This is a genomic window from Prevotella sp. E13-27, from assembly GCF_023217965.1.
Lineage (GTDB): Bacteria > Bacteroidota > Bacteroidia > Bacteroidales > Bacteroidaceae > Prevotella.
Genome location: NZ_JALPSC010000002.1, coordinates 1,445,981 through 1,472,712 on the forward strand (window position 1 = coordinate 1,445,981; position 26,732 = coordinate 1,472,712).

Sequence of the window (26,732 nt, forward strand, 5' to 3'; positions counted from 1 at the left end):
TTATTTTCCTGATTTGCTGCGTTTCTGTGTGGCTTGACGCACAGGAACTACAGCAGCAGTATCATCAGGTGCAGTTTCTTCAGCTGAGGTTTCTGATGCTTTCTCATCATCCTCAATATCATCCTTCACGAAAGAGCCTTTCGAATTGCTGATGGTATAGCGAGTCATCGCCTCATCGCTACGGAAGCATGTGCCTTCGACTGTTCGTTCAGGTGTAACCAGTCGCGAATATGTGTTAGAGTAAAGTTCGTGATTACGGCCATCCCAATAGAGCTCTTCGCCTGTATATACAGCATCGTTAGATGTGCGGATGTTCACTCTACCGCGCAGTTTCCATAGGTTCAGCTGGTCGAAATACCAAGCTGTGTCTGCCTGCACATAAGCCTGAATATGAAACTGTTCGTCAAACTGTTCGAAGAAGATGCCTTTCATGAACTCCCATCGTGACGGCTGACGCAGAGTGTTCACTTCCCAGCGCTCTGCCACGATGCGATATTTTATGACACCCGAATCGCTTATCAGCGTGTTAACGCCATAAGATGTCATCATAGCCACAGAGTCTTCAGGGTTTATGGCATCGGCAGTATGTTCCTTCACATCGCTGCACGAAGCGACGAGCAGCATGTGAAATGCCACGACAAGCGAGACTAAGGTAAAACGGACGTTTATTCTACTTTCCACTTTGCAAACCAGCGTTCATTGAAAGTCAAACCGATATTCACACGGAACGTGTTTTCATTAATGAGATTTGAAGCAGATCTCTGCACCCACTGAGCGCTTACGTTCAGTATAGAGCGGTTATTATAAGAGTTCTGAAGGGGTATTCCGAAGCCAGCACTTACGCTTATCTCCTTTGGCCCATCAGCTCCATTTATTTTATAATAAGGTGTAGCGTAGCCTGCTCCAAGTCGATAGTGTACACGCTTATAGAACTTACGCGCATTAGCATCAGGCACAAAGTCGAGACCGCCCTTAACCTCATAACGGTCTTTCAGCAGTCCACTCTGCAACCCATAATTACCACTTGCCGTAACATCAGGATAGTCAAGCTTTCCCCACTGCTGCATGGCAAAGTCAACATTGACAATCAGCTTGTCAGTGTGACGCCAAGAAGCGCCTATGCCATAAGTCATTGGAATGGAATAGCCATCAGCCACAGTATATGTCGTGGTGTCCTTGTTACTCACGTTAATAACCTCACATTTAGCATCGCCTTTCAACTTATGCCCTACGCCAACAGTGGCACCGACAGTCAGAAGGTCAAGCTTATTGACAAGCTTCTGCCACTGAACGCCGAAGTCGAGCTTATAGCTGCTGACATTAGCTGAATAGTTACGCGCTAAGACATTTATGTATGTGGTATTACTGTTGCTTACAGTTTTTTCAATGTCACCCCACAGATAAGATACGTTTACACCTACAGACAATGGCTTAGACACTTGCCATCCAGCTCCCAGGAACAGCTGATGCATGCCGCCATTACCCTGATAGGTCTCAGTGATAGTGCCATTTGTATTATCAAGCCATGTTGATGTGACATATTTATAACCGATGTTTGAATATGGCAGCAGTCCAAAAGCCATTCCTATACGAGGAAGGAGGCGGAAACTGCCAATCGCATATTCAAAGTCCGCATTCTTTGCGTTAACGCTTGTTGAGCCTATGCTTGAACTCTCACGGAAGTTTGTGAACTGTCCGGACAGGCCAAGGTCAAAAATCATTGTCAGGGAGTCAACAGAAGAATAAGATGCCGGATTTAGCGTATTAACCACGTTTCCTTGCCTAAAGCCTATTCCCGCACCGTTCATTCCACGCAGGAAGCCCGAAGACTGGTCTGTCAAGACACCTATACCATACTGACTATATGGTGAGTTGGTTCCGCTCTGTGCATGTACACCAACAGCGATTGCCAAAGCGAGGAATCCAAGATAGAATCGTTTATTCATCGTTCGATTTTATATAACAGCGTGCAAAATTACGAAAAAGTTAGGAGTTTAGGAGTAGCTGTTAGGAGTTTTTTAGAAACAATGGCAAAAAAAAAGTTAAACACGGAGAAAATAGTCTTCGCTCCTAACCACTAACTCCCAACTTTTCAGTACTTTTGCATCGTGAAAAAAACAGAAATCTTCTTCAGGACGCTTTGGCTGATGTTTATTTGCATTATGCCAATATGTTCCGTGGATGCTGCCGGCAATGACTCCATGAAGATGGACAGCGTTGAGATTAGCCTCATCACATGCACTCCACACGAAGAGATTTACAGTCTTTACGGACATACAGCCCTGCGCTATCGCAATTTAAGGAACGGTGACGATTTTGTGTTCAACTATGGAGTATTCAACTTCAACGCGCCACATTTCGTTGCCCGTTTTGTTCTTGGAAAGACCGACTATGAGTTAGGCATAGCGCCACTGGCACCATTCTGCAGGTACTACAAAGACTGGGGAAGTAAGGTAACGGAACAGGTGCTGAACCTCACCGATGACGAAAAGGCGCGTGTTGTCCTGGCTCTCATGATAAATGCGAGACCCGAGAACAAGACCTACCGTTACAATTTCTTCTACGACAACTGTTCCACTCGTCCGAGAGACATTATCGCGAACAACGTGTCGGGAGTTATTGTCTATGCCCCACATGAAGGCGAAGCTCCTACCTATCGCGAGATGCTGCACGAGCTGACAGGGCATCATCCCTGGGCAACGATGGGCAACGACCTGCTTCTTGGACTAAAAGCCGACCTAAGCACTACTACTCGCGAACAGCAGTTCCTGCCGATGAACCTGATGGCCGATTTCAGCAAGGCACAGATATACACCAACGGCAGCTACCGCCCTTTAGTGAAAGAAGAGCGGATTCTCGTTGAGCCTGGCATACAGACAGTAGAAGAAGACTTTCCCCTGTCCCCCACCCTTTGTTTCCTGTTATTCGCCGCGATAGCTGTGACGATAGCAATAGTGGAATACAAGAGACATCGCTGTTTGGTGTGGTTCGACGCCCTACTCATGCTACTAACAGGCATAGCCGGATGTCTGCTGTTTGTGATGCTCTTCTCCGAGCATCCCACGACAAGCACGAACCTACAGATTCTGCTGTTAAATCCCGTCTCCTTGGCGTTCATACCAAGCGTCTTGCTTCACAAGAAAACCATCTATTGGAACATACTATTAACATGCCTGATATTATTCTTCGCAGGCTGGTTCATACAGGACTATGCCGAGGGTATGGAAATTATGGCATGCTGTTTGCTTACACGTTTTTTAAGCCATAAAAGAAATGACGAATAAGTACATATACATCACGCTGCTGGCAGTCCTTGGATTCAAGGCTGAAGCCCATGGACAGGAGATGCGCAGTGCTCCCCGTCTTGTTGTCAGCATTGCTATCGACCAGTTACGCAGTGACTATCTTGAAGCATTCTTGCCGCTTTATTCCGACAACGGTTTCAAGAAACTGCTTGGAGAAGGAACTGTTTATCAAAGCGCCTCATATCCATTTCTCCCTATAGACCGTGCTTCCGCCACAGCATCACTGAACACAGGTGTTACACCTTATTATAATAAAATAGTAGGTGAGCGCTGGCTTGACAGGAAGACGCTGCGTCCTGTCTATTGTGTTGATGACGCTCATCACAAGGGCGTACTCACCGACGAAGGCTCATCACCCGAACAGATGAGTACATCGACCATCAGTGACGAGTTGAAAGTTGCCACTGGCGGACGTGCAATCATCTTCGCCATATCTCCATTCCGCGATGCAGCCATACTGTCAGCTGGCCATGCCGGAGATGGAGCATTATGGATAGACGACAAGACAGGCCAATGGTGCTCATCACAATACTATCTTTCGTCATTTCCACTTTGGGCGCAGGCATTCAACAATCTGCAATCGCCTACGCGTAACATCCAGAACGTGACATGGGAGCCTGTCAACGACCTTGTAGGCAACTTCGCATATTTCATGCAGACAGGTCTGCAGTCGCCATTCAAGCACACCTTTAAAGGCGACAATCGTTTTGCGCAATATAAGACCAGTGCCCTTGTCAACGAAGACGTTACCACACTTGCCCTACAGTGTGTGGCAAGCAGTGGAATGGGCAATGACCGTGTAACCGACATGCTATGCCTCACATACTATGCCGGCGGCTTCGACCACAAGCCCATGACAGAATGTCAGATGGAGCTTCAAGACACCTATGTGCGTCTTGACCTTGAGATAGCCCAGCTGATAAAGCAGTTCGAGTTGCGCTTTGGCAAGGAAAACGTGATGTTCGTGCTCACCAGCACCGGCTATTGCGAGGAGGAGACTGTTGACTACCAGAAATACCGCATACCATCAGGCACATTCTACCTGAGCCGCACCGCCAACCTCATGAACATGTACTTCGGCGCTATATGGGGACAGGCTGCATATGTAGAATCTTATTATAAGAATCAGATATACCTTAACCACCAGCTGCTTGAAACCAAGAAGATTAGTCTTGGTGAAGCAACGAGTCGTGCACAGGAGTTTCTTGCCATGATGTCAGGAGTACGCAATGTCTATACCTCATTGCAGCTTATGACCGACAACAACGAGCACCTGCAGCGCGTACGCAATGGTTTCAACGCTGAGCGCTGCGGCGATGTGGTAATAGAGACAGCTCCCGGATGGCAGCTCCTTAACGAAGACACACAGGAGAAACAGCTAACGAGAGCATCGTTTGTACCATTCCCGATAATCATCTATGGTGCAGGCGTAAAGGCTGAGCGCATAACCACTCCCGTAACGACAGACCGTATAGCACCTACCGTTGCACGTGCCATACGAATACGAGCTCCGAACGCTTGTTCTTCCGAGCCACTCTTCTAAATTTCCTTTGTTTTCGAAGAGAGACAACACGCATATAATCGCCCAATTATCAAATAATGAGCGATTTATGCTCGATTGTGCAAAAAAATATCTACCTTTGCACGCAATTTTTATCTTTACATTCAAAACGAAAAAACAAAAAACATATAAAAATGAATTTCGCAAACATTTTAAAAGCCCTGTTCGGTAGCAAAGCTGACCGAGACGAAAAGCTGATCAGACCTTTCGTAGAGAAGGTGAAGGCGGCCTACCCTGCACTTCAGCAGCTTTCAAACGACGAGCTTCGTGCACGCTCAGCAGCTATCCGTCAGCAGGTACAGTCTTCTGCAAAGCAGCAGAAAGACGAGATTGAGAAACTTAAGGCAACCATTGAGAACACGCCCCTTGACGAGCGTGCAAGCATCTTCGCAAAGATTGACAAGCTGGAGAAAGACGCCCTCGAGGTGTATGAGCAGGCTCTCAATGAGGTTATGCCAGAGGTATTTGCAATAGTAAAAGACACTGCACGCCGCTTTGCCGAGAACGAGGAGACGATAGTCACAGCCAACGACTTCGACCGCGAGCTTGCAGGCGACCCACGTAAGGACTTCATCACCATCGACGGCGACAAAGCCATCTATCATAACCACTGGACAGCCGGTGGCAACGACCTTAAATGGGAGATGGTTCACTATGACGTGCAGCTCTTCGGTGGCACAGTACTCCATCAGGGTAAGATTGCCGAGATGGCTACTGGTGAGGGTAAGACCCTTGTTGCCACCCTGCCGGTATTCCTCAATGCCCTCACAGGCAATGGCGTTCACGTGGTGACTGTCAACGACTATCTGGCTAAGCGTGACTCTGAATGGATGGGGCCACTTTACATGTTCCACGGCCTTTCTGTTGACTGTATCGACAAGCACCAGCCCAACTCTGAGGAGCGTCGCCGTGCATACATGGCCGACATCACCTTCGGTACGAACAATGAGTTCGGCTTTGACTACCTGCGTGACAACATGGCCATATCACCTGCCGACCTCGTTCAGCGTGCGCACAACTACGCTATTGTCGATGAGGTTGACTCAGTGCTCATTGACGATGCCCGCACACCTCTTATCATCAGTGGTCCTGTACCAAAGGGCGACGTACAGATGTTTGAGGAATATCAGCCATTGGTGGAGAAGCTCGTTGGCGTTCAGCGCCAGCTTGCCACACAGTATCTGGCTGAGGCAAAGCAGAAGATTTCTGAGGGTCAGAAGCTCATGGAGGAAGGCCGCAACAAGAAAGAGGCCGAACAGCTTCTTGAGGAAGGCTTCCTTTCACTCTACCGTTCTCACAAGGCTCTTCCAAAGAACAAGCCACTCATCAAGTACCTGTCGGAAGACGGTATCAAGAGCGGCATGCTCAAGACCGAGGAGATTTACATGGAGAACAACAACAAGCGTATGCCTGAAGCCGTAGAGCCCCTTTATTTCGTTGTTGACGAGAAGCTCAACTCATGCGACCTCACTGATAAAGGTACCGCATGGCTGGCAGGACAGGTTAACGACGCTCAGCTCTTCGTGCTCCCCGACATTGCAAGCCAGCTCTCAGCTGTTGAGGGTGACCACACCCTTAATGACGAGCAGCGCGTTGAGAAGAAAGACGAGCTGATGGCCCACTATGCCGTTCAGTCAGAGCGTGTTCACACACTTCAGCAGCTTCTCAAGGCATACTGCATGTTCAACAAGGACGATGAATATGTTGTCATCAACGGTGAGGTGAAGATTGTCGATGAGCAGACAGGCCGTATCATGGAAGGCCGTCGCTGGAGCGATGGTCTGCACCAGGCTGTGGAGGCCAAAGAGCATGTTAAGGTAGAGGCTGCCACACAGACCTTTGCTACCATCACACTGCAGAACTATTTCCGCATGTATCACAAGCTGGCAGGTATGACTGGTACCGCTTCTACTGAGGCAGGTGAGTTCTGGGACATCTACAAGCTTGACGTTGTGGAGATTCCTACCAATAAGCCCGTTATACGTAACGACATGGATGACCGTGTCTATAAGACAGCCCGTGAGAAATATAAGGCTGTCATTGACGAGGTTGTAAAAATGCGCAAGTCAGGACGTCCTACACTTATCGGTACTACATCAGTTGAGATTTCAGAGTTGCTCTCTCGAATGCTCGACATGTATGTAGATCCCGAGACAGGTCGCCGCGAAGGCATTCCTCACCAGGTGCTTAACGCTAAGCTGCACCAGAAGGAGGCCGACATCGTGGCTCTGGCTGGTCAGCAGGACAGCAACGGCATGGGTGCTGTGACCATTGCCACCAACATGGCAGGTCGTGGTACCGATATCAAGCTCTCTCCTGAAGTGAAAGCCGCAGGCGGTCTTGCCATCATAGGCACCGAGCGCCACGAGAGCCGTCGTGTGGACCGTCAGCTGCGTGGTCGTGCCGGTCGTCAGGGTGACCCGGGCTCATCAGTGTTCTACGTATCTCTTGAAGACAAGCTCATGCGTCTGTTTGCCTCTGAGCGCATTGCTTCAGTCATGGACCGCCTTGGTTTCAAGGAGGGCGAGATGATTGAACATCCAATGATTTCGAAGAGCATCGAGCGTGCACAGAAGAAGGTCGAGGAGAACCACTTCGGTGTTCGTAAGCGTCTGCTCGAATATGATGACGTGATGAACAAGCAGCGTAAGGTGGTCTATGAGAAGCGTCACCACGCCCTCATGGGTGAGCGCATAGGCATGGACATTGCCAATGTCATCTGGGACCGCGTGGCAAGCGTTATCGAAAGCAACGACTACGAGGGCTGCAAGGAAGAGTTCATCCGTCTGTTTGCCATGGAGGTGCCGTTCACTCAGGAACAGTTCGAGGACACTCGCAACCGTGAGAAGATGGAAGAGGACGCATTCCAGGCCGTACTTGCCAACTTCAACCGCAAGACAGAGCGCATTCAGGAAGTGGCATGGCCTGTAATCAAGCAGGTATATGAAACTCAGGGACAGATGTACGAGCGCATCATGGTGCCCATCACCGATGGTCGCCACATGTACAACATTGCATGTAACCTGCAGGAGGCCTACGACACCGAGTGTAAGTCGGTAGTGAAGCAGTTTGAGAAGCAGACCATGCTCCACATCATCGACGAGGCATGGAAGGAGAACCTCCGTGAACTTGACGAGCTGCGCCACTCTGTTCAGAACGCCAGCTACGAGCAGAAGGATCCTCTGCTCATCTTCAAGCTTGAGAGCGTTAAGCTGTTCGACAACATGGTGAACACCATGAACAACCGCACTGTATCAATACTCACACGTGCTGCCATACCTGAGATTCAGCAGGTGCAGGAGGCAGCTCCAGAGGAGCATACAGACCGCCGTCAGTACACTGAGAACAAGCAGACTCAGGAGGAGCAGCTTGTTGACAACAACCAGCGCGCCGCTGCCCAGCAGGACACCCGTGCACAGCAGCCCCGCACTCCTATCGTACGCGACAAGCTCCCCGGACGCAACGACCCATGTCCTTGCGGAAGCGGCAAGAAATTTAAGAACTGCCACGGAAAAGGACTGGTATAAATTGAGAGTTGAGAAATATGATTAAAATCGAAAATCTCAAGAAGCAATTTGGCGAGACAATAGCCTGCGACATCCCATCGTTCACCGTTAACGATGGCGATGTTGTAGGACTCGTTGGAAACAATGGTGCCGGCAAGACCACGCTCTTCCGCTTATTATTAGACCTGTTAAAGCCTGATAGCGGAACCGTGATGATTAACGGCATCAACCCTGCTGAGAGCGAAGAGTGGAAGCCATTCACAGGTGCCCATATCGATGAGGGATTCCTCATTGACTATCTCACCCCAGAAGAGTATTTCAGCTTCATCGGTAAGATTAGCGACCTCACCCCTGCCGAGGTGGAGAGCCGTCTTAACGACTTTGAGCGTTTTGCAGGCGACGAAGTGTTGGGACAGAAGAAGCTTATTCGCAACCTTTCTGCTGGCAACAAGCAGAAGGTAGGCATCATTGCCGCACTCATGCGCAAGCCCAGTCTCGTGATACTTGATGAGCCATTCAACTTTCTTGACCCATCAGGTCAGAACATCCTGAAGCACCTCATTACTGACTACAATCACAAGACAGGTGCCACGATAATAATCAGCTCCCATAACCTCCAGCACACCATCGAGGTATCAACACGCATTGCGCTGCTTGAGAAAGGCAGAATCATCAAAGACCTCGCTAACGAGAATCAAAGTGCTAAGGCCGAGCTTACCGCTTATTTCGAGGTTGATGAGACTCAAGACACAGCACACGAAATGGCTGAAGATTTCAATAACGACGACACACAAGAAAGTGTATCGGAAGAGAGCAAAATATAAAAAAAAGCAAAAAAATATGCATAATATTTTCGTATCTGACTGAAAAACAGTATCTTTGCACTCCAAATTCGAAAAATCATATTATTAGAAAGCAAAAATAACATGACTAAAGCTGAAATAATTAGCAACATTGCCGAACAGACAGGCATGAACAAGCGTGAGATTGCCATCACTGTTGAAGCATTCATGGAAGAGATTCGCAACAGCTTGGCTAACAACAAAGAGAACGTTTATCTCCGCGGTTTTGGTAGCTTCATCGTTAAGCATCGCGCACAGAAGACAGCTCGTAACATCTCAAAGAACACTACCCTCGTTATTGAGGCTCACGACCTGCCAGCATTCAAGCCTGCCAAGAGTTTCATTGATCGCATGGACGGCATTGAGGTTATAGAGGAAGACTAAACATTCAAAGTAATTATTCAAATAAACATTTACAATTATGCCTAACGGAAAGAAGAAGAAGGGCCACAAGATGGCTACGCACAAGCGCAAGAAGCGTCTGCGTAAGAACAGACATAAGAGCAAGTAAGCAACGGCTCACACCGTGTCTGTAAAGAAATTTGAAAGGAGTGTACCATAGCATAAAACACGTGATATGCTGGGTACGCCCTTTTTGTTTAATAGTTTAACTTACAACACTTTTAAAGTTCAAAAGTTCACAGTAAAAAAATGACAAGTGAAGTAATCATCGATGTACAGCCGAAGGACATCTCCATCGCCCTGCTTGAAGACAAGCAGCTCGTGGAGTATCAGAACGAGCCTCGCTCGGCCTCCTATTCTGTAGGCAACATCTACATCGGCAAAGTCCGCAAGGTTATGCCCGGACTGAATGCTTGCTTCGTGGATGTCGGCTCTGAGCGCGACGCGTTTTTGCACTATCTGGACTTGGGACTTCAATTTAGCTCTTTTGAGAAATATCTCAAACAAGTAGCCAGCGACCGCAAGAAGCTCTATCCGCTTCAGAAAGCCATGCGTCTGCCAGACCTGCCTAAAGAGGGAACCATTCAGTCAATGGTACAGGTGGGACAGGAGGTGCTGGTACAGGTTGTCAAGGAACCCATCAACACTAAGGGTCCACGTCTCACCTGTGACCTCAGTTTCGCTGGCCGCTACATGGTACTCATCCCATTCGGCGACAAGGTATCGGTAAGTTCAAAAATCAAGAAAGGCGAAGAGCGCAGCCGCTTGAAGCAGCTGGTGCAGAGCATGAAGCCAAAGAATTTTGGCGTCATCGTGCGCACCGTTGCAGAAGGAAAGCGAGCAGCAGAACTCGACCAGGAACTTAAAGTACTCTTAAAGCGTTGGGAAGACGCCATCACACGTGTTCAGAAGACCACAGAGCGCCCACAGCTCATCTTCGAGGAGCAAAGCCGCAGCGTCGCACTCATCCGCGACCTTTTCAACCCCACCTATGACGGCATCTACGTCAACGACTCCGATGTCTATGACCAGATTCACGACTACGTCTCACTCATAGCCCCTGAAAGGGCCGACGTAGTGAAGCTTTACAACGGTAACGTGCCCATCTTTGACAATTTCAACGTTACCAAGCAGATAAAATCGGGATTCGGACGTACCGTCAACTACAAGCGCGGCGCTTACCTCATCATTGAGCACACCGAGGCCATGCACGTGGTCGATGTGAACAGCGGAACACGTATCAAGAAAGATAACGGACAGGAAGAAAATGCTCTTGAGACCAATCTCGGAGCTGCCGACGAGCTGGCACGCCAGCTGCGACTGCGCGACATGGGAGGCATCATCGTCGTTGACTTCATCGACATGAACCTCGCTGAAGACCGCCAGCTGCTTTATGAGCGCATGTGCGAGAACATGAAGAAAGACCGCGCACGCCATAACATCCTGCCTCTGTCGAAGTTTGGACTGATGCAGATCACACGTCAGCGCGTGCGTCCTGCCATGGACGTTGCCGTTGAGGAGAACTGCCCCACATGTCACGGCACAGGCAAGATAAAGTCGAGCATCCTGTTCACCGACCAACTGGAGAGCAAAATTGACAGTCTCGTCAACAAGATAGGCATACGTCGTTTCACATTGCACGTACATCCCTATGTTGCAGCATTCATCAACAAGGGCGTATTCTCGCTCAAACGCCGCTGGCAGCTGAAGTACGGCTTCGGTCTGGACATTGTCGCCAGCCAGAAGCTTGCATTCCTGCAGTACGAGTTCTACGATCAGAACCGCCAGCTCATTGAGATGCAAGAAGAAATTGACAAGGCCTAAGCAAGCCCCCAAAAAATCAAGGTCGGTACCCACTGAGGATACCGACCTTTTTTCTTACCTCTCACCTCTCCCTTCTTACCTCTTACCTCTTACCTCTCACCTCTTACCTCTCACCTCTTACCTCTCACCTCTGTTTCCATTGCCATGCAAAATTCTTCGGCCATGCTGTTCAGGCTCACGCAGTCAGCACGACTGATGTGGCGCTTATCAGCGTCATAAGGCCAAGGACTTAAAATCAGCACCCTACCTGCAGCACAAGCGTCAAAGAGCGCATCAGAGGGCTTGTAATAATCGCGAAAACCATTGTCGGCAAGCAAGATGAAGGGATGTTGTTCGTTTATCAATACTTGCATCACCTGCTTCTCCTGTGGCGAGATGAATGGCGACACCATCACGGTGCCCTTGCGAGCTGCCAGCACACAGCCGTTCATATAGTCACGAAGTGTCTGGCTGTCGCCATGCTCAGCCGCCTTCACCCATACGCTGCGCACATGCACCACATCGTAGTGCCCAGCATGCAGCAACGCCACATTGCCCACACCGTCAAAGCTGCGCCCACCAATCTCGATGCCCTTCTGCACCCTGAAAAAGCCTGGCATCAGGCGCTTCGTAGCCAACCGCTGGGGGTTCATCCTCACATAGTGCATCATCGTTTGCAGCTGGCCGCGTCGCGACAGAGGCCGGATAAATGGCCGCTCCGTAAAGACAGGGAACGCCCAGCCGCCGTCTGCAGTCCTTCCTTCGGTTGTTCTCCCTTCGGTTGTTTTTCTCCCTTCGGTTGTTTTTCTCCCTTCGGTCGTTATCCCCGAATTTAATTCGGGAGAAACCGCCAAAGGAGAAACCGCCAAAGGAGAAACCGCCAAAGGAGAAACCGCCAAAGGAGAAACCGCCAAAGTATATGCTCTCCCCAGCTTCTTCACGCCCTGCCAGAATCCGCGAATCACGCTGCGTATGCTGGTGTCCATAACCCTCGTCACCCGAATGACGGCATGCAGGTGGTCGGGCATCAGGCAGAACTGGAAAATCCGAATATCGGGATAATGCTTGCACATCACATACAGCTCATCAACCACAGCATTGCCCAATGCCGTGCGCTCCACCCGCGCCTGAGAAGGGTCGTTCTGAGGTATCACCAGCGTGCCCAACAACGGCTGTCGCGACGGCACCGTCAGCGTAATATGATAAGTGCAGACGCCCCTCCACGCCGTTCCCGGCTCCTGCCATTGCCATTGGTCTTCTGTAATAACGTCCATCATGACTGCAAAGTTACTATTTTTCAACCAATATAGTATGCAAAAAACGGAAGTGTTACGGCAATATACGAACTTTTTGAATAAAACCACTAATCAAGGAATGGTAATTTGTAGTCAAAATCCTCTCATCACAAGAGTCCCTCTGTGAGTTCTGGTACTTCCTGCCTCTATATTTTCAGCCGAACAGATTCAGTTGTTGGTCGTTTTTTTTAAGTGTCCAATAATTATCCCCAGATCTTTGGCCAATATCTTCAAGGACTTTCAAAACTGTCTGATTTTCGGGTGTACTGCCATTCCTAAGCAGAGGTATTACGTTCAAAATAATATCATCGAATGTTACTTTCTGACGTTCCCTTTCCATTCTTACCAGGAAACTCCTTAAAATATAACGAATACGCATATTTACATCAATATGAGTAGAGAAAGCAGTATTCTTGCGAAGCTGATACTTCTGAGTGCTACTATCGTAGTCAAAATTATTCTTCAGAATTGGAGTTAGATCTGTGTATTCTTTCTTTAATAAATCCAGGAAACCTAATTCAAGTCCTTTTAAGATAAGTTCATCATTGATTTGCTCAATAGTTGCCCCATCATTATTGGCTATAACTCCTTCTATTGTTTGTATAACCATCTCTGCAGTATCCATACCAAGATGAGCTTTCATCATTGCCTTTGGAGTACGCACTTTCTTAAAATTGATAATGAGTTGTCCGCTAAGAACAGTAAATGGATTCTGGCGTTTCTTGAAACTAGATTGTCCGTTCTTTTGGGGAACTGCACCTACATATTCAAAACCACACTGCTCAGCAGTATCAATAATGAGGTGCCAAAACTCAGGGTCTTTATGTGCAAACACAAAAGACATCCATCGGTCGAATTTCAACACGCGATACATCTCTTTGATACTTTCTGAAATCAATTTGTTATAGTCTGATTTTGATTTTGAGTGTCCTCCTCCCTCTATGGCTTCGTTCTGATAATCTTCCTCTGTGGGTTCTATATCTAACCAGGCATTCCACATAGCCGATAAATCAAGATAGGCAATTTTTGCACCATATGGAGGGTCAGTATATATATTATCGACACTCTCTGATGAGATGAATTTAAGATCTGTGGCAGAACCTTTTACTATCTTGAGATTATCTTTTGTATTATCGTTGACATAACCGCGTATTTCATTCTTTGCCTCAATAACCTTTCGAAGACGAATCTCGAAGTATTTCATTACATCAAGTTCTACAGGTTGTTTAGCCAAACGATAGCGATAATAAGCAAATGCACTTGCATTCCCTCTTCCTTCACTTCGTCCATCAGATTGATGATATGTTAAGTTTATCTTTGTAACAAGACCCGAGAACATCAACATAAGCGTTTTCTTCACGTTCTCATCTTTCTGTTTTAGAATTAGGTATTTCAGATAGCCAAGTTGTGCTTTTTGCTTATCACTGAACAGCATGTCTGCTGTCTTGACATCCGAATCTTTAGTTAGTGGGATGGGCTTAGGTTGAGGATATTTAAGTATGGCTTCGGCTATTTCTTCCTCAGTTTTAGGCTCATGCTTAAGATATTTTCTCTTTATATCATCAAAGGCTGAAACCAACTCATTTTGATTAACCATCGTTGTGAGTGCATCAACCATAAAAATGGCCATTGGGTTTATGTCCACATTAATACCCTTACGATTAGTTATCCAAGCTTCAATTGCAGTAACACCAGTTCCACCAAAAGGGTCAAGTACAATATCGCCAGGCTTGCTAAAATTCTTGATGTATTCCTGTACTATGTCCCATGACTGCTTTGTAAAATAGCCATGAACGCCAAAATGTCTTTTTGCAGCTTGTTTATGCGTTTTTATTTCGTTTGGGAGTTTTCGCGTGAGATAGTCAAAATCTGCATTTTGTGATGGAATATACGTAAGCTGTTTTCCCAAATGAAAACTGTCCGGCGAAAGCAATATCTTCAGTTTCTCTACATAATAGTCTATCTCGTCAAGAAAAAAATGCAATAAAGGTTCATTATAGCCATTGGTCCTATATAACACGAATTCAATACCATTGCACAAAGCAAAATAGTTGCTTCTTACTTCGGGATGTGCAGCATAACAGTAAGCTTGTTCTACATAATTTTTCTCCTGCAAGTTTTCTCTTGGACCCTTCGCGTCAAGTACCCATGCATAACTATTTTCTATTCTAAAAACATAATCAGGAATGAGGGTTATGGGTTTATCCTTATTTGAACCAACGTGCAAAAAAGGGTGATGCAATGTAAGTTCACGAATTATATTGCGGCTTCCATACCCTAAATATGATAGAAGTGGCATTATAATCTCCTCACGGACATCAGACTCCTTGAACTTTAGATTGTCTTTGAGTGAAGTGAAATCAATATCACCAAACAACTCTCTCTTGATAGATGCAGTCATACACAATTGATAGTTATAACACAAGTAATGACATCTGACTATCAATCGCCAACGCACATAAAGAAAGCGTGACACTATTCTTAGCGCGTTAAGCACGGGGCGGCGTCGGATTGGAGCCCCGGGTCTGTTCTAAGAATGCATCACGCTAAATTGCGTGAGCATTGCTATGTTAACAGACATGCGGGGCTTCCCCTTGAGAGAAAGCCGCCTTCACATATTATTTTCGTGCTTTTTATTCCAAATGAGTTTCCGACGCTCTTGGCTTAACGCGAAATAATAGCGATGCTTTTTCAATATGTTAGTACGGATTTCTCCCCGAACCAAATGCAAAGATAGCATTAATTTCCATAACGACAAAATGATTCCAAGTTTTTCTACCAAAAAGTGAGTTGGTAGCATGGCAATGTGCGTACTGTTGCTATTTGTAAGAGCCCAATCAAAAATTCGATTCGGCTCTTGTTCTGGCAGTTCTGTAATATCGTTCTGGCATCCTTGTAATCTAGTTCTTACTATCTTGAAAACCAAAATCGACGACTTTGGTCACCAAACTCGTCGACTTTGGTCACCAAACTCGACGAGTTTGTAAAATTATATAGTCAGAACTACATCGCAGTCTTGACTCCCATACATTACAATTCTGTCTACAAATCGTGGTCATGTAGACCCACCCCTTCCCTCCCGAGGGGAGGGGGATGAGTTAGTATGAATCATATTAACAAACAAAGTGCACAGCGGAAATCCGTTGTGCACTTTTGTTGATACGTGTTTTGTTTGAAAGCTGTTACTCAGCAGGCTCGACGGGCTCAAGCTTTATTCCGAAGAGATTTACTGACTTGTCTTTCGTCAGCTCGTAGTTTCCAGCTTCGAGTTGCTGAGTATAGGTATTACCACTGCCAGTTATCTTGTTACCGTTAATCTCGATGCTGGCAGTCTCAGAGGGACCGAAGTAAAGGGTCATTGTCATGGCCTTGGTGATGGTGAAGCTTACCTTTGTGTCCTTCTCCATCTTCAGACATGTGCCATACTTTACACCATCAATAGTGACCTCGCCCTTTGAGTTAGAACCGCTACCGGTTACTGTGAAGAACGAGTTGCTTGGGGTGCCATTAGCAGAGAATGAAGTGAAGATGATGCCCTCTGGCACTGGTACGGGATTGATTTGAGTGGTGTCCTCCTGCACTCCCTGCCCCTGCTCACCGCTCACTGCGTTCTCGTCGCCATAGATGGCTACAAGACCAGACTTATAGTTGTCGATGAGAGTCTCAAGAGCGCTATTTACAGCATAATCGGTATCGTCGGTAGCATTGTTAAACGTGAACTGACAATCGCCGTGATTCATGCGTCCTGCGCCATAATAGCCTGTAACGATGGCAGGCACATCGATAGCTGCGTCAGGGGTGTATGAGTACATCTTAGAGGCATCGGTATCGAAATTGTCATAGGTAGTGCCGCCTGCAAGGGTCTTCACAGTGGCAGGAACCTGCTCATCGCGAGTGGCAGCCTCATAGCAGTCGAAGCTGGTGTTGTTCGTCTGATAGGTGATGGGCACATAGTATGAGCTGCCGCCATTCTCTGCATAGATGTTGCCAAACGACTTGATGATGCCGCCATTCTCGCCAGAGAAGGTGCCGTCGCCCTTGGCGTCGGTTCCCTGCTTGGAAGAGAGCAGAGGATCGTGGGTGTGACGGAAGTAGTTGTTCTCAGCGAAGCAGCTGGCTCCTGTGGTAACGCCTACGCCATACTTTGAGTTGCCGTCGTAGTAGTTGTTATACAAATGAACGCTCATGGTGCGGATGCGCGGATGGCGTGAGTCAGAGTGGTCGAACCAGTTGTGGTGGTAGGTGATGTAGTTTGGTCCCGACTCGCTCTTCATGCCAAACATGTTGCTCTTACCTGTATCCCAGAAATGACAGTAAGCGAGTGTGACAAACTTTGAGTCGCTCTTCACGTCGATGGCACCGTCGCCCTTGGCATGGTCGCCAGAGCCGTGCTTGCCGTAATAGACATCGATGTTGTGAATCCAGATGTTTGAGTTGTCGGTATCGAGAGAGATGCCGTCGTCCATGCATCGCATGATGCCGAAATTGCGGAACTCAACGCTCTTACTGTTGCGGCAGAGGAAGCCGAAGCCCTGAATGGTGGCATCGTCGCCAATACCCTCAAAAGTGATGTTAAGCTCGCTGTCGGCCTTCCTTCCCTTCACCTGGATTCCCTCTGCCGAGCTGCCGAACTCATCAACATCGGCAGCCTTGATGGTGCCTATGAAGCGGATGGCGAGAGGAGTGGTCACGTTGCCCTTCTCAAAGGCTGTGACAATGCCCTGCAAGCCTGTGAACTCACCACTGCTAAGGGTTGCCTTAACAGTCTTGGCATTGGCTGCTGTAACATAGATGACCACAGCGCCAGCCTTCAGAGAACCATCGTCGTTATAGGCACCAACGCCCGACGTGTAGTTGAAGTGGGCAAAGCCTGAACGGTCATAGTTCCTGACCATGATATTCTTTGCCAGGCTGGCTTTGTCGGCAACCTCGGCATCATCGGTCACAGGAACTACCTTTACCTCATAGGAGCCTTCTACCAAGCCAACGACATCGGCACGGCCATAGTTGGAATATTTGCGCACAAGCTGCTGGTCTATCTTAGTGAAGTCGGCATACTTGCCACCTTTAACATATACATTATAAGATGTGGCACCCTCGAAGAAGCTCCACTTCAGATAGAGTGACTCCTGCCATCCGGCAGCCTCAGTAATCTCTACACCGACGTTCTCTATCTCTCCAGGAGTTGCCTCGTCGCTCTTCTTGCAGAAGCTGATTTCGCTGACACGTCCGTCATAGACATCGGCAGCCTCAGAGCTTGTGGTCACGGTAACCTTTGAATTGTCAACAAGGATATTGCTCAACTCGTCAGTATTGTAATAGCGCACATCGGCTGAGAAAAGCTTCAGACCAGCCTGATTCTTCAGCAGGTTCTTTGCCACCGAGTGGTCATCGCCTTCAGGCTGAGGATCATCGCCCCCACCCTGCTGACCACTTTCGGAAACAGAGATAGAGAAGATGTTGACGCTACCTACGGTAGATGAGAATGTAACATTGCCATCGGCAGCAACAGTGCCTGTTCCTGATTGTGTGGTGTTCTTGTCTGCAGCAGTAAAACCACTTGTGTTCTCAAGGTTCACCTGATTATCAAGAGTAAGCGCCGTGGTGCCTGTTGAAGCAAATGAGATGGTCACCTGCTGACCTTTCTTCAGATTAGGAATGGTCACTTCGACATTTTTTCCAGCCAACTGCACACGCTTATCAACATCAATTCTCAGCTTTTTAGCAGCAGCCTTGAACAGCAGTCCCTTGGTGGTAAGAAGTTCAGTTTCGCCAGCCTTCAGAGCGCCGTCAATGGCATTTATATTCTCGTATCGCTTGCTTGTATCAGTGTATGTCCACTCTGTTGCAGCAGCACTGAGCGCAGTAATGTCGGCAGAGTTTGTACTGGTGAAGTCCCAGCTCTGCTGAGCATTGCCCATCAGCGACGACAGCAATGCAAGGAAAGTAAATATAGTTTTCTTCATAGTTGTCTGTTTTTTAACGCTTAACGAACTTTACTATCTGGTCACCGGCCTTGAGAACATAGACACCAGACTTCAGTCCGCTTACGTTTACAGTTGAATCTTTGGTGACGAGCATCTGCTTGCCTGCTGCATCGAAGACATAGACCTGAGTGCCGGCTGCCAGTCCGTTGATTTCAAGACTGCCATCAACAGCCTTCTTCAACTGGAAAGTCGTGAGGTCTTTAATAGAAGTAGGAGCTGTGAAGCGAATAACCACATTGTCCATGTCTTCTTTGGCAGTAGTACTGTCAGAAAACGTCAGGACAACAAGGTCACCCTCGAAGGTAATCTTCGTCACAACCTTGGAAACCACTTCGCCATTGATAATGAGGGTCTGTGTTGCCTCTGCCTTAATAGGCGAAACGAACATCAGCATCATAGCCACGAAAGAAAACAATAATTTTTTCATAATCGTTTTAGTTGTTAGTTGTTTTTATTGTAAAAAATTGTTATAGTAGAACTTTGCATGCCATCTCTTACCGCGACGCATGGAATCCTTCAAGATTCTCGTACTTACGCTTCATCATACGAGTGTAGATGTTGCGCAACCACAGAGGATGAAGCAACGTGAACAGCACTCCAATAGCAATAAGCACAATGTATGCGGTGGTGTCGCCTAAGATTAGCACGAGTATTGCTGTCAATGCCAATGGCAGGAACATTCCCACGAGCTCAATAACGAGCTGTATGCCATTCTCGAAGTTGCCTTTTCCTGTCATTTTCTGATTGAGTGGCAGTGACTGCTTATTATAGACAGCCAGCTGGAACAGGATGAAATAGAGCAGTCCACTCGAAATGAACATATAGGCAAGCATCATCAGTATGGGGAACTTACCCTCTATCACAGCAGGAAGCATGATGATGAACGGCACCACAAGGATGGCGCAATGGAAATAGTATTTCGAGAAAAGCAGGGTAAGTATGTTCTCACGATGGGTAAGCAGAAGGTCTATATAGTTGCCTTCAGGACCCATTATCTTAACAAGAGCCGTGATTCCGTAGAGAGCAAAGCAATAGTAGCACCAGAAGATGTTCATGCTCTCACCATATATATCGGTGTAGGCTATGAGGCTGGAAAACATTGCTATGATGGCAAGACTGGAAATGACTCGCGAACGTATGGCTTTGTTACGGAATATGGATTTCAGTTCGAGCTTGAGATACTCGCCTGTCTGTCCGAAACGGCTGAGGAACGAGAAGTCTGACACGCGTATGGGCTTATCTACCTTCTTCTCCTCGCGTGCCACTTCCTCAACAACGAAACGGTGCTGCATCACCCTGTTGGCATAATACAGACCAGCAAACACGGCAATAACGGCAAGGGGCCACCACGCCTGGGCATTGAGCATGACAATGACATCGGCAACATCGCCAAAAGCATCACCGTTATTTATAAGCAGCGGAATGAAATAAGAGCCATAGACAATTGCTGGCACAAGCCACCAGAACAGCGAACGCGATATGAGCGTGCGCATCATGAGATAGAACTGGCTGTTTATCAATATGGTCACCATGCCACAGAACAATATGGAGAGGGCGAGCAACAATCCACTTCCACCTGCAAAGACAAGGAAGCTGTAGGGCAGGAAGAAGCATAGCCACAGCATGTTATAGACCGACGATACTGATGAAAGAAGAAAGACATCGATAACGCTGTGACGAGGTATGGGCAACAGCATGTAAGGTTTCACCAGCATTAGAGGTGTCTGCTGAACCATAAAGCGCAGGAAGAAATCGACTATCAACAGGAAAGGCATCAACCCTCCAACAAACGTCGGTTCATGCTCGCTATTGGCAATGCCGGCAAATATTGTTCCGTAGATGATAAGATAGAGCACAAAGAAGGCGCCGCCTATGACCATCATCACCTTTGCCACCATGCTCTGCTCGAAAGCAGGTGAACGGCGGAAGCCCAGCTTGTCGTGCTGGCGAAGAATACTATAAATCTGCAGACGTCGCATTTTCCAAACCTCTTTCTTTTTCTTCCTTATACTCAGCCTCAACAGATTCAGCGCAGGTCAATGACCTCAGCTGAAGGGAAGTCCTTGGAATTGAACTTGAACAGCCCATCAGAAAGAGACTCACGCTTGAAATCGCTGATAGTGAATATTGTCCAACGTCCATTCTGAAGAATCTTAACCTCAGTAGGCGTGTATCCTTTTTTCTCAATGCTGATGAACATCTCCTTAATCTTCTGCTTAGAATCGTTAGAGGTAAGATGAACGGTGAAGATCTTATCGTTCTTCGTCATTGAATAGCGGAATCCCTTCTTGTAAAGATTAATGAAGTTATAGGGATTGATAGCCTGAAGCTGAGCCTCGGTAGGCGTTGACACGTTCACCTCATTGTTCTTGTTAAGATAGGTCCACTGGGTAGTGCCATCGAACCACATGGTAGCAAGAGGTGTTGTGGCATAGAACTTACGGCCTTTCACGGCAATGCTTCCGTTTGTGTTTCCGAAAGAAGCGCTCTGCATGACGAAAGAAGCCTTTACGCCATTCTTGGAACTTACTACTGCCGCGCACTTGTCCAGAACGGTCTTAGCGTCCTGAGAGAAGCCCTGAACGTGCTGCATAAGAGCGAGCACTAATACAAAAAGTATCTTTTTCATAATAATCTGTCTTGTTTAGATAAATTAAACGATTCTCATCAAGTAAGATGCTATGAACAGCCAAAAGTTTAAACAACTGATTTATCTCAGTGTACTCAACAACTGCTCCAGGCTCATCTCGTCCTGAATAAGAACCTCGCGTGGCTTGCTGCCATGAGCCGCGCCCACGATGCCTGCTTTCTCAAGAAGATCCATCAGGCGACCGGCACGGTTGTAACCAATAGAGAACTTACGCTGGATAAGACTCGTAGAACCACTGCCACTCTGAACAATGAGACGGGCAGCGTCTTCAAACATTGGGTCAAGATGAGAAAGATCTACATCCGACGCGCCTCCGCCAAAGTCATCACCACCTTCAACAGCTGGCTCTGGCAACTCAAATGGTGCTACATAGCCCTGCTGTTCAGCAATGAAGTTGTTAATATCCACCACCTCAGGAGTATCGACAAAGGCACACTGTACACGTATGGGGTCATTGCCTTGCAGATAGAGCATATCACCACGGCCAATGAGCTGCTGAGCACCCATACGGTCGAGAATGGTCTTCGAGTCAATGCCCTGAGACACCTTGAAGGCGATACGTGCAGGGAAGTTTGCCTTGATGGTACCAGTGATGATGTTTGTAGTAGGACGCTGAGTAGCAATAATCATGTGAATACCTACGGCACGAGCCTTCTGGGCGATACGGGCGATAGGAAGCTCTATCTCTTTGCCAGCAGTCATGATTAGGTCACCATACTCATCGATTACCACAACTATGTATGGCATGTACTTATGTCCCTTCTCAGGATTCAGCTTACGAGCGATGAACTTACGGTTGTAGTCCTTAATGTTACGCTCACCGGCAGCCATAAGCAGTTCATAGCGGGCATCCATCTCAACACAGAGGCTCTGCAGGGTGCGCACCACCTTTGAAGTATCAGTGATGATAGGGCTGTCAGCCTCATCGGGAAGGGCTGCAAGGAAGTGCTTGTCCAGATTCTTGTAAACAGAGAACTCAACCATCTTAGGGTCAACGAGCACAATCTTCATCTCAGCAGGATGCTTCTTATAAAGCAGAGAGGTAAGGATGGCATTCAAGCCTACAGACTTACCCTGACCTGTAGCACCTGCGACAAGAAGGTGAGGAGCCTTTGCGAGGTCGAACATGAATACTTCGTTAGTGATGGTCTTACCCATGGCGCAGGGAAGTTCCATGGTTGTCTCCTGGAATTTCTTTGAGTTGAGCACCGACTCCATAGACACTATGTTTGCCTTGGCGTTTGGCACCTCAATACCAATGGTGCCCTTGCCTGGGATAGGAGCAATGATACGAATGCCGAGTGCCTTCAAGCTCAAGGCAATATCGTCCTCAAGGTTGCGAATCTTAGAGATTCTCACGCCCTGAGCAGGGGTAATCTCATAAAGAGTGATGGTAGGACCTACAGTAGCCTTGATGCTGCTGATGTCGATGCCAAAGTTACTAAGCACCTCAACGATGCGGTTCTTATTGGCATTCTGCTCATCCATGTCGATTGACGGCTTTCCATCAGTATCGTAGGTCTTAAGAAGGTCAAGTGTGGGATAACGATAGAACTCAAGGTCACGCTTTGGGTCATAGGGCTCGAGATTCTCTTCAACGACAGCCACAGTATTGCTACCATCGGCAGTCTCTTCGCTACCTGCCACTTCGATGTCCATACCCATATCGTCAGATTCCTTGCCTGTGAGGGTCTGCTCAGCCTTATCAGCCACCTGCTGATAGACATCCAACTCTACCGTGTTGCCATTGTTCTCTTCCTCGCCTTCAGTCTCGTTATTCTTGAAATCATCAAACTCGACAACCTTTGGTTCCGGGTCTGTGAACATATCATCGTTAGTCTGCAACTGGCGCTCATAGCTATCCTCAGGTGCAACCTCTTCCTTAGAAGTATCAACGATGTTGAACTTAATCTTGTCAATCAGTCTCGATGGGTTAAGCGCCTTTCTTATCAGATTGATGGTCTCAGTACTCACATAGATGAGGAATGCCAAAGCCACCAATGCGAGTATTGCCACCAAGCCAGGAGTACCCACATAGCCCTCAATGGTATTGGACATAGTGAAGCCATGATCGCCACCAGGATTGAAATGGCTGCCTTCAAACAGCGGTGCAAGGAAACGAGCAAAAGCTATCGAAGTCCATATCATCATCACAGACATGGTGAAGAACCACTTCCAGAGATTCACCCTGTAGGCTTTCATCAAGTAAAGCGAAACGATAAACATGAACGCTGGAATGAAGAATGCTGGAACGCCAAAGCACTGCTTCACAAAGAAATAAGCGATGTAGGCTCCAAGCGAACCGCAAGAATTCCCAAACTTACGATCCTCGTTGCTCATCTCACCGTCCCTAAGATTCTCTATCAGGCTTTGATCAGCATCACCTGTGACAAAGAACGAAATGAAAGAAAGAATGAAATAGAACGCTACAACAAACAATAGCAGTCCAATAAAGAAGTTTATTCTCTCATTATGAAATATGTTGACGAATCCTAAAGATTCGGCGAATGAAGGCTTAGTTTCAGTCTTTTTTAAGGTCTTTCTTGCCATGAATATATACCAATTATTTTTTTCATGTGCAAAATTAGTAATAAAAAATGAATTGAGCACACACGTTATCGTTTTTTTTTGTAATTTTGCACGCTGTAAAAAAGCATATAATAAAACAAACATGGAAATTGCTAGCAAATACGACCCAAAAGAGGTCGAAGGTAAATGGTATCAGTATTGGCTTGACAACAAGCTGTTTTCAAGCAAGCCCGATGGTCGTCAACCATACACCATCGTCATTCCCCCGCCAAACGTGACGGGTGTGCTACACATGGGCCACATGCTGAACAACACTATTCAGGATATTCTTGTACGCCGTGCCCGCATGGAAGGCAAAAATGCATGCTGGGTTCCTGGCACTGACCACGCTTCTATTGCCACAGAGGCAAAGGTTGTGAAGAAACTTGCTGCTGAAGGCATCAAAAAGCACGACCTCACTCGTGAGCAGTTCCTCAAGCACGCTTGGGACTGGACTGACGAGCACGGAGGCATCATCCTCAAGCAGCTGCGCCGTCTTGGTGCTTCATGCGACTGGGACCGTACTGCATTCACTATGGACGAGAAGCGTTCTAAGAGTGTAATCAAGGTTTTTGTTGACCTCTACCGTAAGGGTTACATCTATCGCGGTCTGAGAATGGTAAACTGGGACCCGAAGGCTCTCACAGCGCTAAGCGACGAAGAAGTAGTTTACAAAGAAGAGCAGTCAAAGCTCTATTACCTGAAATATTATGTGGCTGATTCTGAGGCCGTAACTTCTGAAGGCGAAGGCAACGTTATCCACAAGGACGAGAAGGGCTACTATGCCGTTGTTGCCACAACCCGTCCTGAGACCATCATGGGTGATACCGCAATGTGTATCAACCCTAAAGACCCGAAGAACCAGTGGCTGCGCGGCAAGAAGGTCATCGTGCCTTTGGTGAACCGCGTGATTCCTGTAATAGAAGACCGCTATGTAGAGATAGAGTTCGGTACAGGCTGTCTGAAGGTTACTCCTGCCCACGACAAGAACGATAACATGTTGGGCAAGACTCATAATCTTGAGACTATCGACATATTCAATGCTGACGGAACTATCAGTAACGAGTCAACACTCTATGTTGGAATGGACCGTTTCGAATGCCGCAAGCAGATAGCAAAAGACCTTGAGGCAGCAGGACTGATGGAGAAGATTGAGGACTACACCAACAAGGTGGGCTACTCTGAGCGCAACCCAGACACAGCTATTGAGCCACGTCTCTCGCTTCAGTGGTTCCTCAAGATGCAACACTTCGCTGACATCGCCCTTCCTCCAGTGCTCAACGGTGAGATGCACTTCTATCCGCAGAAGTACGTAAACACCTACAAGAACTGGCTTGAGAACATTCAGGACTGGTGCATAAGCCGTCAGTTGTGGTGGGGTCATCGCATTCCGGCATACTACTATGCTGAAGAGAAGTTTGTAGTGGCTGAGACAGCAGAGGAAGCACTCGAACTGGCTCGCAAGGAGAGCGGCAACGCCAACCTTCAGATGAGCGACCTGAAGCAGGATGAGGACGCACTCGACACATGGTTCTCTTCATGGCTATGGCCTGTTTCGCTGTTCGACGGAATTAACAACCCCGGCAACGAAGAGATTAGCTACTACTACCCCACCTCAGACCTCGTGACTGGTCCAGATATCATTTTCTTCTGGGTGGCACGTATGATTATGGCTGGTGAGGAGTATATGGGTAAGTTCCCATTCAAGAATGTATATTTCACTGGCATCGTGCGCGATAAGCTCGGACGCAAGATGTCGAAGTCATTAGGCAACTCACCTGACCCCATTGAGCTTATCGAGAAGTTCGGTGCCGACGGTGTTCGTATGGGCATGATGCTTTCTGCACCCGCTGGCAACGATATCCTCTTCGATGAAGCACTCTGCGAGCAGGGACGTAACTTCAACAACAAAATATGGAACGCCTTCCGACTGGTAAAGGGTTGGCAGGTGGCTGACGATGACTCATGTGATAACACAGAGGCAGCCAAGATTGCAATCGCATGGTTTGACGCAAAACTGCGCCAGGCAAATGCTGAGATGGAAGACCACTTTGCAAAGTATCGCATCAGCGATGCCCTTATGACGGTATATAAGTTGTTCTGGGATGAGTTCTCTTCTTGGTATCTTGAGATGGTGAAGCCCGCATATGTTGACGGAAAGGCTCAGCCTGTTTCTCGTACTACATACGAAGCAACACTTCGTTTCTTCGAGACTCTGCTGAAGATGCTCCATCCGTTCATGCCTTTCATCACCGAAGAGTTGTGGCAGGCAATCTACAAACGTAAGGATGGCGAGAGCATCATGCGCGACAGCCTTGTGATGAGTGCTCCAACTGCCGATGATGACAAGCTCGCTCAAGACATCGAGTTGGTGAAGCAGGTTGTATCAGGTGTTCGCACAGTACGCTCATCAAAGAACATCGCTCCCAAGGAAAAGCTTGCTCTGCAGGTTATTGGAGAGAACAAGTTCGAGTCATACAACGACGTAATCCTTAAGATGGCAAACCTCAGCAGCATCGATGTTGTTGAAAGCAAGGATGCCACAGCAAGTGCTTTCATGGTGGGTACAGACGAGTTTGCAGTACCCCTTGGCAACATGATTGACGCAGAGGAGGAGATAAAGAAGATGGAAGCTCAGATAGAGCACCTCGAAGGATTCCTCGCTTCAGTCAAGAAGAAGCTCTCCAACGAACGCTTTGTACAGAATGCTCCTGAAGCCGTTGTTGCAATGGAACGCAAGAAACAGGCTGATGCAGAAGAAAAGATTGCCACCTTGGTAGAATCAATTAAAGCATTAAAAAATAGCAAGTAAA

General features: G+C 47.5%; 16 protein-coding genes. 7 read left to right on the forward strand and 9 right to left on the reverse strand.

Features of this window, described 5'->3' with window-relative positions:
• The gene (lptC, locus tag M1L52_RS15170) at positions 1-681 is read right to left on the reverse strand and encodes an LPS export ABC transporter periplasmic protein LptC (protein ID WP_317231495.1); all 681 of its coding nucleotides are present in this window, start codon (positions 679-681) and stop codon (positions 1-3) included.
• Entirely contained in the window at positions 666-1,946 is a 1,281-nt protein-coding gene (locus tag M1L52_RS15175; protein WP_248615864.1) for a hypothetical protein, read from the reverse strand. The genes lptC and M1L52_RS15175 overlap by 16 nt, the downstream gene beginning before the upstream one ends.
• A 216-nt stretch (positions 1,947-2,162) precedes the next feature.
• Between M1L52_RS15175 and M1L52_RS15180 the strand changes: the two genes are divergently transcribed.
• The 6 genes from M1L52_RS15180 (at position 2,163) to M1L52_RS15205 (ending at position 11,440) form a co-directional block, all read left to right on the forward strand.
• Positions 2,163-3,284, forward strand: coding sequence for a DUF4105 domain-containing protein (locus tag M1L52_RS15180; protein ID WP_248615865.1), 1,122 nt, complete (start codon positions 2,163-2,165; stop codon positions 3,282-3,284).
• Positions 3,274-4,848, forward strand: a complete 1,575-nt coding sequence (locus M1L52_RS15185) for an alkaline phosphatase family protein (RefSeq protein ID WP_248615866.1) — start codon at positions 3,274-3,276, stop codon at positions 4,846-4,848. Before M1L52_RS15180 ends, M1L52_RS15185 begins: the two co-directional genes overlap by 11 nt.
• A 152-nt stretch (positions 4,849-5,000) precedes the next feature.
• Positions 5,001-8,393, forward strand: coding sequence for a preprotein translocase subunit SecA (gene secA, locus M1L52_RS15190; RefSeq protein WP_248615867.1), 3,393 nt, complete (start codon positions 5,001-5,003; stop codon positions 8,391-8,393).
• A gap of 17 nt (positions 8,394-8,410) precedes the next feature.
• Positions 8,411-9,196, forward strand: coding sequence for an ABC transporter ATP-binding protein (locus tag M1L52_RS15195; protein WP_248615868.1), 786 nt, complete (start codon positions 8,411-8,413; stop codon positions 9,194-9,196).
• Between the two features lie 102 nt (positions 9,197-9,298).
• On the forward strand, positions 9,299-9,598 hold the full coding sequence (locus M1L52_RS15200) for an HU family DNA-binding protein (protein WP_248615869.1): 300 nt from the start codon (positions 9,299-9,301) through the stop codon (positions 9,596-9,598).
• A 267-nt stretch (positions 9,599-9,865) separates the two neighbouring features.
• On the forward strand, positions 9,866-11,440 hold the full coding sequence (locus M1L52_RS15205; RefSeq protein ID WP_248615870.1) for a ribonuclease E/G: 1,575 nt from the start codon (positions 9,866-9,868) through the stop codon (positions 11,438-11,440).
• A 110-nt stretch (positions 11,441-11,550) separates the two neighbouring features.
• On the opposite strand, the gene M1L52_RS15210 is transcribed toward M1L52_RS15205, so the two are convergent.
• The 7 genes from M1L52_RS15210 to M1L52_RS15240 all read right to left on the reverse strand — a co-directional run bounded on the left by M1L52_RS15210 (position 11,551) and on the right by M1L52_RS15240 (position 23,901).
• Positions 11,551-12,090 carry a hypothetical protein gene (locus tag M1L52_RS15210; RefSeq protein ID WP_248615871.1) on the reverse strand — a complete coding sequence of 180 codons (540 nt, stop codon included), beginning with the start codon at positions 12,088-12,090 and terminating at the stop codon, positions 11,551-11,553.
• A gap of 778 nt (positions 12,091-12,868) precedes the next feature.
• A complete protein-coding gene (locus M1L52_RS15215; RefSeq protein ID WP_248615872.1) occupies positions 12,869-15,115 on the reverse strand; it encodes a DNA methyltransferase in 2,247 nt (748 codons plus the stop codon).
• 781 nt (positions 15,116-15,896) lie between these two features.
• Entirely contained in the window at positions 15,897-18,680 is a 2,784-nt protein-coding gene (locus M1L52_RS15220) for a pectate lyase (protein ID WP_248615873.1), read from the reverse strand.
• A gap of 13 nt (positions 18,681-18,693) precedes the next feature.
• Positions 18,694-19,128, reverse strand: coding sequence for a T9SS type A sorting domain-containing protein (locus M1L52_RS15225; protein WP_248615874.1), 435 nt, complete (start codon positions 19,126-19,128; stop codon positions 18,694-18,696).
• Positions 19,129-19,195: 67 nt separating this feature from the next.
• Positions 19,196-20,680, reverse strand: coding sequence for a DUF5687 family protein (locus tag M1L52_RS15230; RefSeq protein ID WP_248615875.1), 1,485 nt, complete (start codon positions 20,678-20,680; stop codon positions 19,196-19,198).
• A gap of 47 nt (positions 20,681-20,727) precedes the next feature.
• Positions 20,728-21,330 carry a LolA-like putative outer membrane lipoprotein chaperone gene (locus M1L52_RS15235; RefSeq protein ID WP_248615876.1) on the reverse strand — a complete coding sequence of 201 codons (603 nt, stop codon included), beginning with the start codon at positions 21,328-21,330 and terminating at the stop codon, positions 20,728-20,730.
• 81 nt (positions 21,331-21,411) lie between these two features.
• The gene (locus M1L52_RS15240; RefSeq protein ID WP_248615877.1) at positions 21,412-23,901 is read right to left on the reverse strand and encodes an FtsK/SpoIIIE family DNA translocase; all 2,490 of its coding nucleotides are present in this window, start codon (positions 23,899-23,901) and stop codon (positions 21,412-21,414) included.
• Between the two features lie 121 nt (positions 23,902-24,022).
• On the opposite strand from M1L52_RS15240, the gene M1L52_RS15245 reads away from it, so the two are divergent.
• Positions 24,023-26,731 (forward strand): valine--tRNA ligase, encoded by a 2,709-nt coding sequence (locus M1L52_RS15245; RefSeq protein ID WP_248615878.1) that lies wholly within the window; start codon positions 24,023-24,025, stop codon positions 26,729-26,731.
• The last annotated feature ends 1 nt before the right edge of the window (position 26,732 follow it).